Origin of the sequence: Amycolatopsis sp. DG1A-15b (assembly GCF_030285645.1) — a bacterium.
Lineage (GTDB): Bacteria > Actinomycetota > Actinomycetes > Mycobacteriales > Pseudonocardiaceae > Amycolatopsis.
Window position 1 is genome coordinate 5,103,057 of record NZ_CP127296.1, and the last position, 15,879, is coordinate 5,118,935.

Consider the following 15,879-nt stretch of genomic DNA (forward strand, 5'->3'; position numbering starts at 1 on the left):
CACCGAACGGGCGTCAGGGGTTCGTGGTAAAAAACGGACCCTGATCGATTCTGCGGCAACACGGAGGGTGAGGCGAAGACGGGTGACGGCGGCCGCTGTGTCCCATCGTCGTGTCCGCTTCCTCGTCCGGGTCCCCATTCCTCGCCGACCGTCACTCAGGAGTTCGTGAACCGCCGTGCTGAACAAAGACCCCAGGGACGAGTCGGACAAGCCGTACGACAAGTCGATCCGCAAAAGGCTGACCAGGACCGTTCTCATTCCCAGCGTGACGCTGCTGGTGCTGTGGATCGCGGTCTCGTCGTACTTCCTCTTCAATGGCGTTTACGTCCGCTTGGTCGCCGCGTCCGTGCGCGAGGTGTCGATCCCCGCCGCCACCGCGCTGGCCGAGTTCCAGAAGGAACGCCAGACCGCCCTGCAGTACCTCGATGACCCGGCGCTCGGCCCGGCGCGGCTCCAGCAGCAGCAGAAGGCCACCGACGCCAAGCTTTCCGAGCTGAAGGACGCGTTCGCCGCGACCATCTCCAACGCACCGGACGAGATCGCGTCCAAGGTGAACGCGCTCAAGTCGCAGTTCGACCAGCTGCCCGTGCTGCGCTCGCAGGTCAGCTTCCGCAGCATCGACCGGGCCCAGGTCAACACCTACTACAACGGCGTGATGGACACCGCGTCCAACCTCTTCGACACCCAGGCCCGGATCGTCCCCGACTCCGAAGCCGCGACCGGCGGCATCACGGCGACCTCGGTCTTCCGCGCCGGCGACATGATGTCGCGCGAGACGTCGCTGGTCTCCACCGCCTTCTCCGCCGGCACGTTCGCGCCCGACGACTTCGCCCAGTTCGCGCAGCTGTCCGGGCTCTACCGGACCCAGCTGACCCAGATCGCGCCGTTCCTCGACGCGAGCGTCCGCGACCGGTACCAGGCGCTGACCACCAGCACGGCCTGGCGGCAGCTGGGAACCGCCGAAGAGGCGCTGGTGAAGCACGGCCCGTGGTCCGCCGGCGAGCAGAAGTCCGTGCCGGTGTCCGAAACGGACTGGGAGAACGCGACGAACCAGGTCGCCCAGGGCCTCAACGACCTCGCCATCACCCAGGCGGACAAGGTTTCCGCCGCCGCGATCGACGCCGGTGACGCCCAGCTGCGCAACGTCATCGTCGGCAGCATCGTGGCCCTGCTCGCGTCGCTGGCGGCGATCATCGTCGCGGTGCGGGTGTCCCGCTCGCTCGTCGACCGCGCGCTGATGACGCGCCTCGCGCGGCTGCGCAACGACTCCCTCGACCTCGCCCGCAACCGGCTGCCGGACATCGTGGAGCGGCTGAAGAACGGCGAAGCCGTCGACCTGAAGGAAGAACTCCCCCGGCTCGACCACGGCCGCGACGAGATCGGGCAGGTGGCCGAGGCGTTCAACGTGGCCCAGCTGACCGCGGTCAACGCCGCGGCGAGCGAGGCGAAGGCCCGCAGCGGTGTGCACAACGTGTTCCTCGGCATCGCGCACCGCAACCAGGTCCTCGTCCACCAGCAGCTGCAGATCCTCGACGAGATGGAAGCGCGCGAGGACGACTCGACGCAGCTGGCGTCGCTGTTCCAGCTCGACCACCTCGCCGCGCGCGCCCGCCGCACCACCGAGAACCTGATCATCCTCGGCGGCAAGCAGCCCGGCCGCCGCTGGCGCAAGCCGGTCCCGCTGATGGAGGTGCTGCGCGCCGCCGTCTCGGAAACCGAGCAGTACGCCCGGGTCCAGGTCGAGCAGGTGGCCGACGTCGCGATCGTCGGCGCCGCGGTCGCCGACACGATCCACCTCGTCGCCGAGCTCGTCGACAACGCGACGTCGTTCTCGCCGCCCGGCTCGCCCGTCGAGGTGACCAGCCGGATGGTCGCGCGCGGTGTCGTCGTCGACGTGTCGGACCAGGGGCTCGGCATGAAGGACGCCGTCCGCGAGTGGGCCAACGCGATGATGGCCGAAGCACCCGAGTTCGACGCGATGGCGCTGCGGGCCGACTCCAGCCTCGGCCTGTTCGTGGTCGCGCGCCTGGCCGCCCGGCTCGGCATCACCGTCACCTTCGACCCGTCCCGCTACGGCGGCCTGCGCGCCACCGTCCTCATCCCCACCCAGCACCTGGCCGGCGAGGACGCCGACCGGGCCGACGGCCCCGGGTCCACGCCGGCGGAGGACACCGCGGTCCTCGCCCCGGTGGGCGCCCCGGCGCCGCAGGCAGCAGAAAGCCCGCTCCGCACGATGGACACGCCCAGCTCGTTCAGCGGCCAGATCCCGATGAAGCGAGACACCAAGCCGAGGCCGTACCCGGCACGCGCCCTCACCCCGCCCGACGCCCTGCCCTCCGTGCCTGCGGCGGCGCCGGAGCCGGCAGCCGTCACTCCGGCAACGGATGTGCGGCCGACCGACGACCGGCCCCGGCTGCCCCGGCGGGAGCCGCAGCAGAACCTCGTCGCCCAGCTCGAGAACGAACCCGACGACAGCCAGGACGAGGTCGTGGCACCGGGGGAAGGCACCGCGCGCACGCTCGCGGCGTTCCACAAGGGCACCCGCCGCGGGCGCGGCGGGCCGGACGACCACTCCTAATCCCCGACCACACACCGGAAAGTCCACACAGGAAAGTCAGGGTCTGAAGTCGAATGAACGAGTACGGGAACCCCAAACCCGATCTCAACTGGCTGCTCGACGACATGGTGAACCGCGTGGTCGGCGCGCAGAACGCCATCGTGCTGTCCGCCGACGGGCTGCTGATCGGCAAGTCGGCCGGGATGAGCAAGGACGACTCGGACCAGCTTTCGGCCATCGCCTCCAGCCTGCAGAGCCTCGCCAAGGGTGTGAGCAAGCAGTTCAACCGCGGCCCGGTGCTGCAGAACATGATCGAGATGGAACGCGGCTACCTGTTCGTCTCCGCGGCCGGGCAGGGTGCCTGCCTCGCGGTGCTGGCCGCGGACAACGTCGACGTCGAAATGATCGCCTACGAGATGAGCCGGCTCGTCAAGCGCGTCGGTGACTACATGGCGTCCGCGCCGCGAGAAGCGGCGTCGGTCCTCCGGGAGGCCACATGACCGCCGAAGACGGCTGGTACGACGAAGCCGCCGGGCCGCTGGTCCGGCCGTACACGATCACCAGCGGCCGGACGCCGGCCGGGACCGCGCGGCTGGACCTGTCCACGCAGGTGATGACCCTGCGGTCGGAGCAGGAGCCGGCCGGGCTGGGCCCGGAGCACGTGGCGATCGTGCAGCTGTGCCGCCACCCGGTGTCCGTGGCCGAGATCGCCGTCTACGTCAAGATCCCGCTCGGGGTCGTGCGGGTGCTCGTCGGCGACCTGATCGAACGCGGCCTCGTCATCACGCGCTCCCCTGCCCACAACCCGGCGCAGGCGCCGGACCTCGAAACACTCCAGGCGGTTCTCGATGGCCTCATCAAGTACTGACGGCACGGGGGCGGACATGGTCCCCACGCCGGTCAAGATCATCATCGCGGGCGGTTTCGGCGCGGGGAAGACCACGATGGTCGGTTCGGTCAGCGAGATCCCGCCGCTGACCACCGAAGAGGTGCTCACCGAGGCGAGCGCCGGCGTCGACGACCTGTCCGGCGTCGAGCGGAAGACGACCACGACGGTCGCGCTGGACTTCGGCCGGATCACCATCTCGCCACGGCACGTGCTGTACCTGTTCGGGACGCCGGGCCAGGCGCGCTTCTGGTTCATGTGGGACGACCTGGCCCGCGGGGCGATCGGGACGGTCGTGCTGGTCGACACCCGGCGGCTGGAGACCAGCTTCGCCGCGATCGATTTCTTCGAACGCCGGAAGATCCCGTTCGTCGTCGCGGTGAACTGCTTCGACAACGCGCCGCGCTACACCGCCGACGAGATCCGCGAGGCACTGGTCGTCCCGGACCGTGTGCCGATCGTCATGTGTGACGCACGCGACCGCGATTCCAGCAAGCTCGCGCTGATCCGGCTCGTCAAGCACGCGATGACCGTGGTGCCGGCCGCCCGGGTCTGAGACCTGCGCGTTGTCCGCTTTTGTCCCCTCAGGACACCCGCCGGTGTCCGTTGTGGCCCTCCGTGGCCGCGGCGGGCACCGGCGTACCCACATGGCGCAATTGACTGGACCACCCGGGTGCAGACTTTTAGTTGAGCAAGCATCCAACTGATAGCATCCGCTCGTGACGAGTCGCGTGCCGGAGTTTCCTGAATATATAAGGGAAAACTATCCGGCGGAGGGTCGTCTGTTCGGCGACTTCCTGAGTGGGATGTGGTCGACCGCCTGCGAAGCGCTCGACGTCCCCCTGGAGCATTCCGTCCGGACCACCCGGATGCTGCGGGCCCTGCTGCCGCCGTGGGCGCACGAGCGGATCGGCCCGGTCCCCGCCCAGCCGTCCTATGTGGCGGACGACGGCTTCCCGGCCGAGATGTCGGTCAACTGGTCCGGACCGCGGCCGGAACTGCGCGTGCTGTTCGACAGCCTCGGCCACGAGGTGGTCTGGCCTGGTGACAGCGTTTTCCGCACCCGGCGCCTCGACCACGTCCGCGAGACCTTCACGCCGCGCGCGGGCCGGCCGTCACCGGCGCCGCTGTGGCATTCGATCGCCTGGCGGCCACCGTCCGGTGTGGTCCACAAGACGTACTTCGGGCTGTACTCGTGGCCGCACGCGCAACGCGAGGCCGCGGTGACCGAAGCCATGGCGCGGCTCGGCCTGGCCACGGCCTGGGCCGACGCCCGCCGCCGGGTCGAAATCGTCGAAGGCGACCGCGAGATCGAGTTCTTCGCCGTCGACCTGACCGACGACGCGCAGGCCCGTGTCAAGATCTACTACCGCAACCACGACGCCGGCCTGGCCGAGGTCGAGCGCGTCGCCGCGGTGGCGCTGCACCACGACTCCCACCGGGCGCGGGCCGCCTACCGGACGCTGGCCGGCGAAGGCGCCGACGCCGGCGAGGCGGCGTTGAGCTGCCTGGCGTTCCGGTCCGGCGTGGACCGCGCTGCCGAATCCACGACGTACCTCCGGCTGCCCGCCCTCGTGCCGGACGACCGCGAAGCCGTGGAGCGCACGGCCGCGCTGCTGCACGACCACGGCGTCGACCCCGGCCGGTTCCGCGCCCTCGCCGCCGCGCTGGCGCCCGGGCCGCTGAGCGGCAGCCGGGGTGTCCTGGAACTGGTGAGCTTCCGCGCGGCGGGCCGGCACGGCGATGTGACCACGTACTTCCGCTTCCCGGTCTACGACCGCCCACCACCCGCCCCCCTTTCGCCCGTCGATCTCGGATAGCCGACCGTCAAGGAGAAGATCGTGACCGAGCAGGACGTCGAGCGGGTCGCCCGCCACAACGAGCAGCGGCAACGGGAGTACGAGGGGTCGGACCTGATCCGGCTGCTGACCGACGAGAACACCACGGCCGAAACGAAGAAGACGGTACTGACGTACCTGCAGCCGTGGTCGAACGCCTTCCAGCGGATGATCAGCGCCCGGGTGACCTTCGAGAGCGACCCGGAACTGCGCGCGCTCGCGTGCGAGCACCAGGCCGAAGAGGTCGGCCACGACAAGATCCTGGCCCGCAGCCGCGCGGACGACCGGGAACTGGTCTGGGACCCGGTCATCGAGATGGGCGCGTCCTGGTTCGTCGACCAGTTCGCGATCCTGCCCGGCGTGCAGCGCGCGGTACTGGCCCACCTGGCCCTCGAAGCCGGCAGCCTGGTGTTCAGCCAGGCCGGCACGCGCGCGTTCCCCGACGACGAATACTTCGAGCTGCACGACGAGGCGGACGTCGAACACCTCGAGATGGGCTACGAAGTGCTGCGGCGGCGGGGCGACTGGACGCCGGAAGCGGTGATCACGGTGCTGGACCGGGCGTGGCAGGTGATCGGCGTGGTTTCCGACCGCATCGCCGAGTGCGCCCGCCGCGATACGGTGGCGGCATGACGACCACCGAACCGGCCGCCGCCGCCCGCGAAATCGCCGCCGAGGCCGCCGGGGCCTACCAGGAAGCGTTGGGAGAGCGCCTGATCGGCGCCTATTTGCTGGGCAGCCTGTCCTACGGCGGCTACTCCGCAGCCGCCAGCGACATCGACCTGGCCCTGGTCCTCACCGACGCCGGCGACCGCTCGGCGATCGAGCGCACGACGGAGGCCCTGCAGGAGCGAAGCCCGTTGCACCGCAAGCTTTCGGTGTTCTGGGCATCGCTGCCGGCCTTGCGCGAAGGCCGCGACGACGGCCGTTTCCCGGCCCTGGACCGCCTGCAGCTGGCCGACGACGGCCGCGTCCTCGTCGGCGAAGACGTCCGCGCGGAGGTCGCCCGGCCCGCCGCCGCGGAGCTGCTGCTGGAAAGCGCCGGTTTCGCGGTCGCGGTCCTGGCGACGGACGAGGTGACCGCCGAGTTCCGCGCACCGAAGCGGCTGCTGGTGGACAAGGTGTGGTTCACGAAGGCGGTGCTGTTCCCGGTCCGCTTCCTGTATTCGGGAACGACCTCGACGGGCCGCGCGGCGAACAACGACGAAGCGATCGAGTGGTACTTGGCGCAGCCGGACGCACCGGCGGCGTCACTGGTCCGCCTGGCGCGGGAGGTCCGCGCCGGCCACCCGCTGGAGCCGGCCGAGGTCGAGCCGGAGCTGGCGGCGGGGCTGGTTCCGCTGTACCACCACTACATCGAGGCGGAAGTCCGCCGCCTGCGCGACACCGGAGCACCGGAGGACCTGGTCGACGCGTTCACCGACTGGGCCAAGCGCCTGGACTGAGCCGGCTCCCGGCGGCGTGCGGGGAAGCACACCGCCGGGACCTCTTTCAGTGGATCTGAATGTTCCCACCGTCGAGCGTCCGGCCGTACCCGGCCGAATAACCGTTCGCCAGCAGCAGCTCGAACCGGTCCGCTCGCCCGGGTTCACCCGCGTCCACGAGGTGGAGGCGGAAACCCGTCGGCACCCCGTTCAGCACCGCGTGCCCGAACACGTAGGCGTCCGGTCCCGAGACCGAGATCCCGGTGATGTCCGAGGTGTGCAGGTCGATCCCGTTGCCGTGGTCGTTGTACTCGAGTGTGCCGCGCGGGCCTTCCTTGCGCTGCATGAACTCGAACCCGGCGGTCGCGGTCCCGCCGGGCACCAGGATCCGGATCCCGCCGGTGATCTTGCCCGGCTGCGAGGTGACGAAAGCCGGCGCGACCGCGGTCGTCCCGCACTCGGCAACAGTGACCGTCTTGACGATGGCGAACTTCCCGTCCAGCGAGGTGAGATCCGGGTCGGTGGTGAAGACGCCGTCCGGCAGGATCAGCGTCACCCGGTAGGTGCCGGGCAGGAGCCCGCCGACGGTCGCGGTACCCGACGCGGTGCGCGGAGCCGGCGGATCGTTCGCGAGGACACCGGGCACGCTCACCTCGTCGACCCGGATCGCCACGCCGTCCGGAGCGGTGACGGCGACCGCACCGAGGCAGACGTTGCCGAAGTCGACACCCCCGGCGACCTGGCCGCTGGTCACGGTGACGGTCGTGCTCCCCGACGCCGGCGTCGTCCGGCGCCACCCGTCCTGCTGCCGCTCACGGACGGTGTAGGTGCCCGGCCTCAGCCCGGAGAAGGCGTACCCGCCGTCGGCCCCGGTCATCGCGGTCGCGCCGCTGTCCAGGTCGAAGGTCCAGTCCGCCAGCCCGGGATCACCGGCCCCGCTGCCGTCGGCCCCGTGGTCGTCGAACTTCCGCCCGCCGATCGACGCCGGCCGGTAGTTCCCGAAATCGTTCCCGCCGAAGTGCGCTGCGCCCACGCCGTACCCGACGGAGACGGGGGCCGGCGCGTGCGACTGGACCCAGCCGGCCTGGGGACGTTCGGTCAGGGTGTAGGTCCCGGCACCGACCGGGAGGGCGTTGGCGTTCAGGGAGAAGGCGTAGGTGCCCCCGGCGTCCGTGACGGCCGTCGCGACAGGTGTCCCGTTGTAGGACAGGTCGATCGTCCAGCGGGGCAGGCCGGGTTCGGAGGCCTGAGCTGGAGGCCGTCGCGGACGTGCGGGCAGAGGCCCCCGGTGTTCCCGTCGCACCCGTTCCAGAGTTCGTGGGGCCGGTCGATCGCCACGATCGGCGCCCAGACCATGAAGTTGCGGTCGAAGCCGCCCTGCGCACCGTAGAAGGCGGTGACCGCGGGTTGGGCGAACTGCCCGGGGGAGATCGAATTCCCCACTCCGACGTCGTAGACGTAGGTGGACCGGTAGGTGCTGGTCGTGATCATCGCCTGTTCGTCGGGCCAGAGCACCGCTGCCGAGGCGACCGGCGCGAAACCGAAAACGGTGAGCGCGACAACGGAGAACAACACCAACGGGATGCGGAGCACCCCGGAGATTTGCGGTGCGCAGCCAGGGTCGCACCGCGCCGGCTCCGCGTTACGGGAGCCGGCGCGGTTCACCCCAGCCGTCAGCGCAGGGTCAGCGGCGTCTCCGATTCCACCCGGGTGAGCTTCTCCGGGTTCCGGACGAAATACAGCCCGCTGATCCGGCCGCCCTCCACGCGGACCGCCATGATCCCGTCGAACACCCCGTCCACGTGCAGGGCCAGCGCCGGGTTTCCGTTCACCGTCATCGGCACGCCGGTCAGCTCGATCTCCGTCTTGCCGATGCCGCCCACGATGAACCGGCTCACCTTGTCCGCGCCCGCGACCGGCCGCAGGGCCGCCTGCTTGACGCCGCCGCCGTCGCTCATCAGCACCACGTCCGGCGCCAGCAAATCCAGCAGCCCCTGCAGATCCCGGCCCTCGATGGCCCGCTGGAAGGACTCCAGCACCGCCCGGGTCTCGCGCGCCGAAACCACTTCACGCGGACGTCGCGCGTCGACGTGCCGCCGCGCGCGGTGGGCGATCTGCCGGACCGCGGCCGGGGTCTTCCCCACCGCGGCCGCGATTTCGTCGTACCCGACGTCGAACACCTCGCGCAGCACGAACACCGCGCGTTCGGTCGGCGCCAGCGTCTCCAGGACCAGCATCAACGCCATCGAAACGCTTTCCGCCAGCTCGACGTCTTCGGCGACGTCCGGCGTCGTCAACAGCGGCTCCGGCAGCCACGGGCCGACGTACGCCTCCTTGCGCCGCTTCAGCGTGCGCAGCCGGTTGAGCGCCAGGCGGGTCGTGATGCGGACCAGGTACGCGCGCTCCTCACGCACCTCCGACTGGTCGACCTCGGCCCAGCGCAGCCACGTCTCCTGCAGGACGTCCTCGGCGTCGGCCGCCGAGCCGAGCATCTCGTAGGCGACCGTGAACAGCAGGTTCCGGTGCGCGACGAACGCCTCGGTCATGACCTCTCCTCCGCTCATGCCGGGAAGGGACCGAACCGGCCCCAGGCGACGAACGCCGCCACGGCCAGGTAGGCCAGGTTCAGCAGGGCGAACGCGGCGCTGCCGTGGCGGACGTGGGTGATCATCGCACCCACCATCAGCAGCACCCAGCAGACGGCGGTCACCGGCACCAGCGCCGGCGCGATCCCGGTCACCGCGGGCAGGACCAGGCCGAGCGCCGCGAGCAGCTCCAGCGCGCCGAGGCCCTTGACGAAGCCGGGAGCGGCGGCGGCCGTCCATTCGCCACCCGGGGCGGCGGCCAGCTTCTCCTGGCGCACGAACACTTTGCTGACACCTCCGGTCAAGGCCACGACGGCGAGCAAGCCGGCCGCGATCCACAGTGCCAGGTTCATGACGTTCTCCTCTCGAACGGTGTCCGGCCTCGAGACACCGCCCGGCGGAAACCTGTGACAGCGTTGATTCTGTACCTACTAGTATGTACAGTCGAGCCCCATGGGAACCCGGGACCAGCTCGTCGACAGCGCCCGCGAACTGCTGTGGGAACGCGGCTACGTCGGCACCAGCCCCAAGGCCATCCAGCAGCGGGCGGGCGCCGGCCAGGGCAGCATGTACCACCACTTCGCCGGCAAGAAGGACCTCGCGCTGGCCGCCGTCCGGCGCAGCGCCGAGGAACTGCTGGCCGCCGCCGACGCGCAGCTGCGCTCGCCCGGCACCGCCGTCGAGCGCATCACCGCCTACCTGCGGCGCGAGCGCGAAGTGCTCAGGGGCTGCCCCATCGGCCGGCTCACCCAGGACCCCGACGTCGTCGCCGACCCGGTCCTGCGCGCCCCGGTGGACGAAACCTTCACGCACCTGCGCGCCCGGCTGGCCGAGGTTCTCGGCGAAGGCCGCGACGCCGGTGAGCTGCCCGCCGCCCTGGAGCCCGCCGCCCTCGCCGCCACGATCGTCGCGGTCCTGCAGGGCGGCTACGTGCTGGCCCGCGCCGCGAACTCCCCCGAGCCGTTCGACCAGGCCGTCTCCGGCGTGCTCGCGCTGCTCACCGCCCACTGACCCCCAGGAGACGCCAAGTGCACGTCCGCCACGTCCCGGCCACCAGCACCGCCGCCCCCGCCGACGCCGTCACCGGCAGCGCGTGGATCACCTCGCTCGCGGTCCCGGAAGGCCCGTCCCGGACCCGCGTGGACCGCGTCCACTTCGCCCCCGGAGCCCGCACCCACTGGCACCGGCACCCACTCGGCCAGGTCCTCGTCGTCACCGAAGGCACCGGCTACGTCCAGCGCCGCGGCGGCCCGGCCCGGCTGATCCGGCCGGGCGACACGGTCCGCGTCGCCGCCGGCGAGTGGCACTGGCACGGCGCCACCGACACGACGCCGCTGACCCACCTGGCGATCGAGGAACTCCCCGCCGACGGCACCCCGACCGAGGTCGGCGACCCGGCCGGCGAGGGCGAACCCGCCGTCGTCCCGCCCGTCACCCGCACGCTCCTGCTGGACCAGCGGCTCCCGGCACCCCGCGTGATCGACCGCGTCGAGGTCCGCCGCATCACCATCGCGCCGGACGAACACCCCGGCCTGCACGTCCACAACGGACCGGTGTTCGGCAGCATCGAGACGGGCTCGGTCGTTTACCAGGTCGACGGTGAGCCCGAATCCGTGCTGACGCCCGGTGACGTCTTCTACGAGCCGGAATCGACCCGGATCGCCCGGTTCGACGCCCAGGGCGACGGCGTCACGTTCCTCGCCTACTTCCCCGTCGGCCCAGGCGAAACGCCGAGCCTGACGCTGCTCGGCAGCTGACCCCGCACTCCACGCCTCACCTGGGTACACGGCTCCCGGTTCAGTGCGGTTCACTACATTTCCGAACTCTTTCCTCACGCGACAAAGCTCTGGACAACGGGCCGCGCGCGGGTCACGATTACGCCGTGCCCGCCCTTCGTTGATCCCCCGGAAAGAATCGGTTAACTCTTCACAGGGCAAGCATTGTTATCGCTAACAGAGAACGCCCCACTGGTGTCGGGCCAGTGGATTCTCTTCCCTTTGAACCCCATCGGAGTCACTTCATGCCCGGAAACACCGGAAAGCACCGCATCTCCCGACGCACCAAGATCGCCACCGGTGTCCTCGCGTTGGCCGTGGCCGCCGGCGGGATCGCGGTGTCGACGACGTTCGGCGACCCCGGCCAGGCCAGCGCCGACGAGGCCGACCCGGCGCTCTACATCGACATCCTCAAGGTCGCCCCGAACAACGCCGAGCCCGCCAACGCCCGCGGCGCGTCCACCGGCACCTTCACCGTGGACTGCGGACGCAACGAAAACCAGCACTTCAACCCCGACAACTTCGTCGCCCAGCCCGGCATCCGCAACGGCGCCCAGCACCTGCACGACTACGTCGGCAACCTCTCCTCCAACGCGGACTCGAACAACAAGAGCCTCGACGCCGCCGGGACCACCTGCAAAAACGGGGACAAATCCGCCTATTTCTGGCCCGTCGTCCGCATCGACACCGGCGACGAAGAGAAGAACCCGCCGGCCAAGTCCCCGGACGGCGACCGCGACCAGGCAGCCCAGGACGCCGCCTCCCCGGTGATCACCTGCCCGGACGTCGCCAGCAAACTCCCCGACGTCCCCGACTCGGCGATGGCCGAGGTGAACCGCAACCTGGACCTGCTCGACACGCAGATCGACGAAGCCAACAAGCGGCTGATCAGCACTCGCGGCCAGGGCGGCCCGAACTTCGTGCAGAACGCCATCCTCGGCCCGCTCAAGGACAAGCGCGTCGCCACCATCGACCGCATGGCCATCGCCATCGGCCGCACCGCCGCCAAGCCACAGGGCCTCGACGCCCTCGCCCCCTGCGCGCTCAAGGAGCAGGCCGGCACCGGCGGCAACCCCGCGAGCAACGGCGGCGGCGCCCCCGCCGGCGCGGCCCAGCAGATCACCTGCCCGGACGTCGCGAGCAAGCTCCCCGCCGTCCCGGCGTCGGCCAAGGCCGAAGTGGACCGCAACCTCCAGCTGCTGAACACGCAGATCCAGGAGGCGAACCAGCGGCTGGTCAGCACCCAGGGCCAGGGCGGACCCAACTTCGTCCAGAACGCCATCCTCGGGCCGCTCAAGGACAAGCGCGTCGCCACCATCGACCGGATGGCCATCGCCATCGGCCGCACCGCCGCCAAGCCCCAGGGCCTCGACGCCCTCGCGCCGTGCAGCCTCGGCCAGGGCGGCAACAACGGCGGCAACAACGGGAACAACGGTGGTGCGACGGCGACGCCGCCGCTGCCCGGCCCGGACGGCAACAACGAGCTGCCGGACAACGACGGGCAGATCCAGCGCCCGGCGAAGGTCGGCATCACCTTCCGCGGCAGCCCAGCCGGCCAGGTCGTCGCGATGCCGAAGTTCCTGCGGGCGCTCAGCGGTGACGCCAAGCCGTCCATCAACGGCACGAAGAATACCCGGGCGGCGTGGACCTGCACCGGCTTCGAAAACCGGCTGACCGACAAGTACCCGATCTGCCCCGAGGGCAGCAAGGTGGAGCGGATCCACGACTTCCCGAGCTGCTGGGACGGCAAGAACACCGACAGCGCCAACCACCGCACGCACATCGTGTTCCCGGACAAGAACGGCCGCTGCGCCGCCGGGTTCAAGGCGGTGCCGCAGCTGCGGACCACGCTTGTCTACGACATCCCGCACGACATCCAGGTCAAGAAGCAGTACAAAGTGGACTCGTTCCCGTCTGAAAAGCACAATCCCCTGTCGGACCACGACGACTTCGCCAACGTGATGTCGCAGAGCATCATGAACCAGGTCGTCAACTGCATCAACCGCAACAAGATCTGCAACGCCTGATCCGGGCGCCCGGCACGGGTGCCCGCCGCCGCCATCCCCGCGGCGGGCACCCGTGAGGAGCCTTCGATGACGGTCCCGATCGTTCCGGGATTCCACCCCGACCCGTCGATCTGCCGGGTCGGCGGCACGTACTACCTGGCGAATTCGAGCTTCGAGTACGTGCCGGGCGTCCCGATCCGGCGCAGCACCGACCTCGTCTCCTGGGAGCTCGTGGGCCACGCACTGACCCGGCCGAGCCAGCTGCCGCCGAGCGAGGGCGCCGCGAACACCGGCATCTACGCCCCGACCCTGCGGCACCACGACGGCCGGTTCCACCTCGTCACCACGAACATCCTCGAAGCCGGCCGGGGGCAGCTGATCGTGACCGCCGAGGACCCGGCCGGGCCGTGGTCCGACCCGGTGCACGTGCCGGGCACCGAAGGCATCGACCCGGACCTCTGCTGGGACGAGGCCGGCGTCTGCCACCTCACGTGGGCGTCGTTCCGGCCGGAGCTGCCGGGCATCGCGAGCGTGCCGATCGACCCGGCCACGGGCGCGGTGCTCGGCGAGCCGCGGCTGCTGTGGAACGGCACCGGCCTGGCGGCGCCGGAGGGCCCGCACCTGTACCGCGTCGACGGCTGGTGGTACCTGCTGCTCGCCGAAGGCGGCACCGAACGCGGCCACGCCGTCACCGTCGCGCGCGCCCGCGCCTTGGCGGGCCCGTACGAACCGGCGCCCACGAACCCGATCCTGACCCACCGCAGCACGACGCACCCGGTGCAGAACACCGGGCACGCCGACCTGGTCGAGTGCGCCGACGGGAGCTGGGCGATGGTCCACCTGGGCGTCCGGCCCCGCGGCAAGACGCCCCAGTTCCACGTCAACGGCCGCGAGACGTTCCTGGCCGGCGTGGACTGGGCCGACGGCTGGCCGGTGGTGGCCGAGGACCGGTACCCGGTCCCGCCGGCGGACAACAGCTTCACGGACGGCTTCGCGAGCTCCGGGCTGCACCCGCGCTGGGTGGCCCCGGGCGCGTCTCCCCGCACCCACTGGGCCGGGCCCGGTGAGCTGGTCCTCAGTGGATTCCTGCTGACCCGCGCCCTGGACGAGTACTGGACGGCGGTGGCGCGCCTCGACGTTTCCGCCGGCGAGGCCGCGTTCGTGGTGCGCATCGACGACCGGCACTGGTACGGGCTCACCGCGGACGGCGCCACGGTCACGGCGACGGTCGCGATCGGCCCCGCCCGCGCCGTGGTCACGACCGTCGCCGCCGGTTCCGTCGTCTCGCTGCGGATCCGGGCTCTGCGGCCGCCCGCTTCCGGTCCGTTCCAGGAGATCACCGAGCCGGACCTCATCGAGCTTTCCGTTCTGGACGACGACGGCCGGGCGGAGGTGCTGGGCTCGTTCGACGGACGCTACCTGTCCACGGAGGTCGCGGCCGGCTTCACGGGCCGCGTGATCGGCGTGGAAGCCCTCGGCGGAACCGTGTCCCTGCGGGAGTTCCGGTACTCGACCGACCGGGAGGAAGATCGGCCGCGTTCCTGAGCGCCGGTCGGCCGGCGTCACCCCAGCTCGGCCGCCTTGCGCAGCAGGACCGAACGTTCCCGCTCGTTGGCGCACAGCCGGGCGGCCAGCTCCAGCTCGGCGCGCGCTTCCGGGCGCCTGCCGAGGCGGGTCAGCAGTTCGCCGCGCACGGTCGGGACCAGGTGCGAACCGGAGAGCCGGTCGGCGACGACCAGTTCGTCCACGATGGCCAGGGCCTGCTCCGGCCCCGAAGCCATCGCCACGGCGACGGCCCGGTTGAGCTCGACGACCGGCGAGGGCGCGACCCGGCCCAACGCCTCGTAGAGCAGCACGATCCGCTCCCAGTCGGTCGCCTCGACGGAAGGCGCCGCCGCGTGCGTGGCCGCGATCGCGGCCTGCAGCCCGTACTGGCCGAGGCCGCCGCCCGCCGAGGCCCTGGCCAGCGCGGCCAGCCCGCGGTGGATCGCCGAGACGTCCCACCGGTGCCGGTCCTGGTCCTCGAGCAGGACCGGCGAACCGTCCGGCGCGGTCCGGGCCGGGAAGCGCGCGGCCGTCAGCTCGCACAGGGCGAGCAGGCCGTGCACCTCCGGCTCGTCCGGCAGCAGCGCGGCCAGCGTGCGGGCCAGCCGGATCGCCTCGTACGCGACCTCCGGGCGCACCAGCCGGTCACCCGCAGTCGCCGTCGAACCCTCGGTGAAGATCACGTAGAGGACGCTGAGCACACCGCCCAGCCGCTCCCGGCGCTCGGCGGGCGGCGGCAGCTCGAACGGCACCCCGGCCGCCGCGATCGTCTTCTTGCCGCGGGTGATGCGGGCCTGCACGGTCGGCACCGGAACCAGGAACGCCCGGGCGATCTCCTGGCTCGACAGGCCGGCGACGACCCGCAGGGTCAGCGCCACCCGCGCCTCGGGCGAGAGCACCGGGTGGCAGCTGACGAACATCAGTGCCAGCACGTCGTCGTCGATCCGGTCGGGGTCGACGTCGTCACCGGCCACCGGCCCGGCCGCCGCGCCGACGGCCGGATCCGTCGCCAGCACGGCGTACCGGTCCCGGAGGGCGACCCGGCGGCGGATCGCGTCGATCGCCCGCCGCCGCGCGGTGGCCATCAGCCAGCCGGCCGGATCGGACGGCGGGTCGAGCGGCCACGACACCAGCGCCTCGGCCACCGCCTCCTGAGCCGCGTCCTCGGCCAGCCCGAAATCCCCGGTGAACCGGGTCAGCGCGGCCACGATCCGCGCCGACTCGATCCGCCAGACGGCTTCCACATCGGAGGTGCTCATCGGA

General features: G+C 71.2%; 15 protein-coding genes. 11 read left to right on the forward strand and 4 right to left on the reverse strand.

Going from position 1 to position 15,879, the window contains the following annotated elements:
• Positions 1 to 175: 175 nt before the first annotated feature.
• The 7 genes from QRY02_RS23175 (at position 176) to QRY02_RS23205 (ending at position 6,726) form a co-directional block, all read left to right on the forward strand.
• On the forward strand, positions 176 to 2,578 hold the full coding sequence (locus QRY02_RS23175; RefSeq protein ID WP_285993617.1) for a sensor histidine kinase: 2,403 nt from the start codon (positions 176 to 178) through the stop codon (positions 2,576 to 2,578).
• Positions 2,579 to 2,631: 53 nt separating this feature from the next.
• Entirely contained in the window at positions 2,632 to 3,057 is a 426-nt protein-coding gene (locus QRY02_RS23180; protein WP_086851216.1) for a roadblock/LC7 domain-containing protein, read from the forward strand.
• Positions 3,054 to 3,425 carry a DUF742 domain-containing protein gene (locus QRY02_RS23185; RefSeq protein ID WP_285993618.1) on the forward strand — a complete coding sequence of 124 codons (372 nt, stop codon included), beginning with the start codon at positions 3,054 to 3,056 and terminating at the stop codon, positions 3,423 to 3,425. The genes QRY02_RS23180 and QRY02_RS23185 overlap by 4 nt, the downstream gene beginning before the upstream one ends.
• 16 nt (positions 3,426 to 3,441) lie before the next feature.
• Positions 3,442 to 3,999 carry a GTP-binding protein gene (locus QRY02_RS23190; protein ID WP_013228186.1) on the forward strand — a complete coding sequence of 186 codons (558 nt, stop codon included), beginning with the start codon at positions 3,442 to 3,444 and terminating at the stop codon, positions 3,997 to 3,999.
• 250 nt (positions 4,000 to 4,249) lie between these two features.
• Positions 4,250 to 5,263 (forward strand): hypothetical protein, encoded by a 1,014-nt coding sequence (locus tag QRY02_RS23195; protein WP_285993619.1) that lies wholly within the window; start codon positions 4,250 to 4,252, stop codon positions 5,261 to 5,263.
• A gap of 21 nt (positions 5,264 to 5,284) precedes the next feature.
• Complete coding sequence (locus QRY02_RS23200; RefSeq protein WP_285993620.1) at positions 5,285 to 5,914, forward strand: hypothetical protein; 630 nt, start codon at positions 5,285 to 5,287, stop codon at positions 5,912 to 5,914.
• Positions 5,911 to 6,726, forward strand: coding sequence for a hypothetical protein (locus QRY02_RS23205; RefSeq protein WP_285993621.1), 816 nt, complete (start codon positions 5,911 to 5,913; stop codon positions 6,724 to 6,726). The genes QRY02_RS23200 and QRY02_RS23205 overlap by 4 nt, the downstream gene beginning before the upstream one ends.
• A 46-nt stretch (positions 6,727 to 6,772) precedes the next feature.
• On the opposite strand, the gene QRY02_RS23210 is transcribed toward QRY02_RS23205, so the two are convergent.
• From QRY02_RS23210 to QRY02_RS23220, 3 genes are all read right to left on the reverse strand, one after another.
• The gene (locus QRY02_RS23210) at positions 6,773 to 8,008 is read right to left on the reverse strand and encodes a post-COAP-1 domain-containing protein (RefSeq protein WP_285993622.1); all 1,236 of its coding nucleotides are present in this window, start codon (positions 8,006 to 8,008) and stop codon (positions 6,773 to 6,775) included.
• Positions 8,009 to 8,378: 370 nt separating this feature from the next.
• Entirely contained in the window at positions 8,379 to 9,251 is an 873-nt protein-coding gene (locus QRY02_RS23215; RefSeq protein WP_285993623.1) for an RNA polymerase sigma-70 factor, read from the reverse strand.
• A gap of 14 nt (positions 9,252 to 9,265) precedes the next feature.
• Entirely contained in the window at positions 9,266 to 9,643 is a 378-nt protein-coding gene (locus QRY02_RS23220; RefSeq protein ID WP_285993624.1) for a DoxX family protein, read from the reverse strand.
• A gap of 100 nt (positions 9,644 to 9,743) precedes the next feature.
• Between QRY02_RS23220 and QRY02_RS23225 the strand changes: the two genes are divergently transcribed.
• The 4 genes from QRY02_RS23225 to QRY02_RS23240 all read left to right on the forward strand — a co-directional run bounded on the left by QRY02_RS23225 (position 9,744) and on the right by QRY02_RS23240 (position 14,616).
• Positions 9,744 to 10,301 (forward strand): TetR/AcrR family transcriptional regulator, encoded by a 558-nt coding sequence (locus QRY02_RS23225; RefSeq protein WP_285993625.1) that lies wholly within the window; start codon positions 9,744 to 9,746, stop codon positions 10,299 to 10,301.
• 17 nt (positions 10,302 to 10,318) lie between these two features.
• Complete coding sequence (locus tag QRY02_RS23230) at positions 10,319 to 11,047, forward strand: cupin domain-containing protein (RefSeq protein WP_285993626.1); 729 nt, start codon at positions 10,319 to 10,321, stop codon at positions 11,045 to 11,047.
• Between the two features lie 263 nt (positions 11,048 to 11,310).
• A complete protein-coding gene (locus tag QRY02_RS23235) occupies positions 11,311 to 13,092 on the forward strand; it encodes a DUF1996 domain-containing protein (RefSeq protein ID WP_285993627.1) in 1,782 nt (593 codons plus the stop codon).
• A gap of 66 nt (positions 13,093 to 13,158) precedes the next feature.
• Positions 13,159 to 14,616, forward strand: coding sequence for a glycoside hydrolase family 43 protein (locus QRY02_RS23240; protein ID WP_285993628.1), 1,458 nt, complete (start codon positions 13,159 to 13,161; stop codon positions 14,614 to 14,616).
• 17 nt (positions 14,617 to 14,633) lie between these two features.
• Here the strand turns inward: QRY02_RS23240 and QRY02_RS23245 are convergent, their stop codons facing one another.
• Positions 14,634 to 15,875, reverse strand: a complete 1,242-nt coding sequence (locus QRY02_RS23245; protein ID WP_285993629.1) for an RNA polymerase sigma factor — start codon at positions 15,873 to 15,875, stop codon at positions 14,634 to 14,636.
• Between the last annotated feature and the right edge of the window lie 4 nt (positions 15,876 to 15,879).

Coding starts and splice junctions, on each gene's coding strand:
- QRY02_RS23180 (WP_086851216.1), top strand. CDS start 2,632: ATGAACGAGTACGGGAACCCCAAACCCGATCTCAACTGGCTGCTCGAC.
- QRY02_RS23185 (WP_285993618.1), top strand. CDS start 3,054: ATGACCGCCGAAGACGGCTGGTACGACGAAGCCGCCGGGCCGCTGGTC.
- QRY02_RS23190 (WP_013228186.1), top strand. CDS start 3,442: ATGGTCCCCACGCCGGTCAAGATCATCATCGCGGGCGGTTTCGGCGCG.
- QRY02_RS23195 (WP_285993619.1), top strand. CDS start 4,250: ATGTGGTCGACCGCCTGCGAAGCGCTCGACGTCCCCCTGGAGCATTCC.
- QRY02_RS23205 (WP_285993621.1), top strand. CDS start 5,911: ATGACGACCACCGAACCGGCCGCCGCCGCCCGCGAAATCGCCGCCGAG.
- QRY02_RS23215 (WP_285993623.1), bottom strand. CDS start 9,251: ATGACCGAGGCGTTCGTCGCGCACCGGAACCTGCTGTTCACGGTCGCC.
- QRY02_RS23220 (WP_285993624.1), bottom strand. CDS start 9,643: ATGAACCTGGCACTGTGGATCGCGGCCGGCTTGCTCGCCGTCGTGGCC.
- QRY02_RS23225 (WP_285993625.1), top strand. CDS start 9,744: ATGGGAACCCGGGACCAGCTCGTCGACAGCGCCCGCGAACTGCTGTGG.
- QRY02_RS23235 (WP_285993627.1), top strand. CDS start 11,311: ATGCCCGGAAACACCGGAAAGCACCGCATCTCCCGACGCACCAAGATC.
- QRY02_RS23240 (WP_285993628.1), top strand. CDS start 13,159: ATGACGGTCCCGATCGTTCCGGGATTCCACCCCGACCCGTCGATCTGC.
- QRY02_RS23245 (WP_285993629.1), bottom strand. CDS start 15,875: ATGAGCACCTCCGATGTGGAAGCCGTCTGGCGGATCGAGTCGGCGCGG.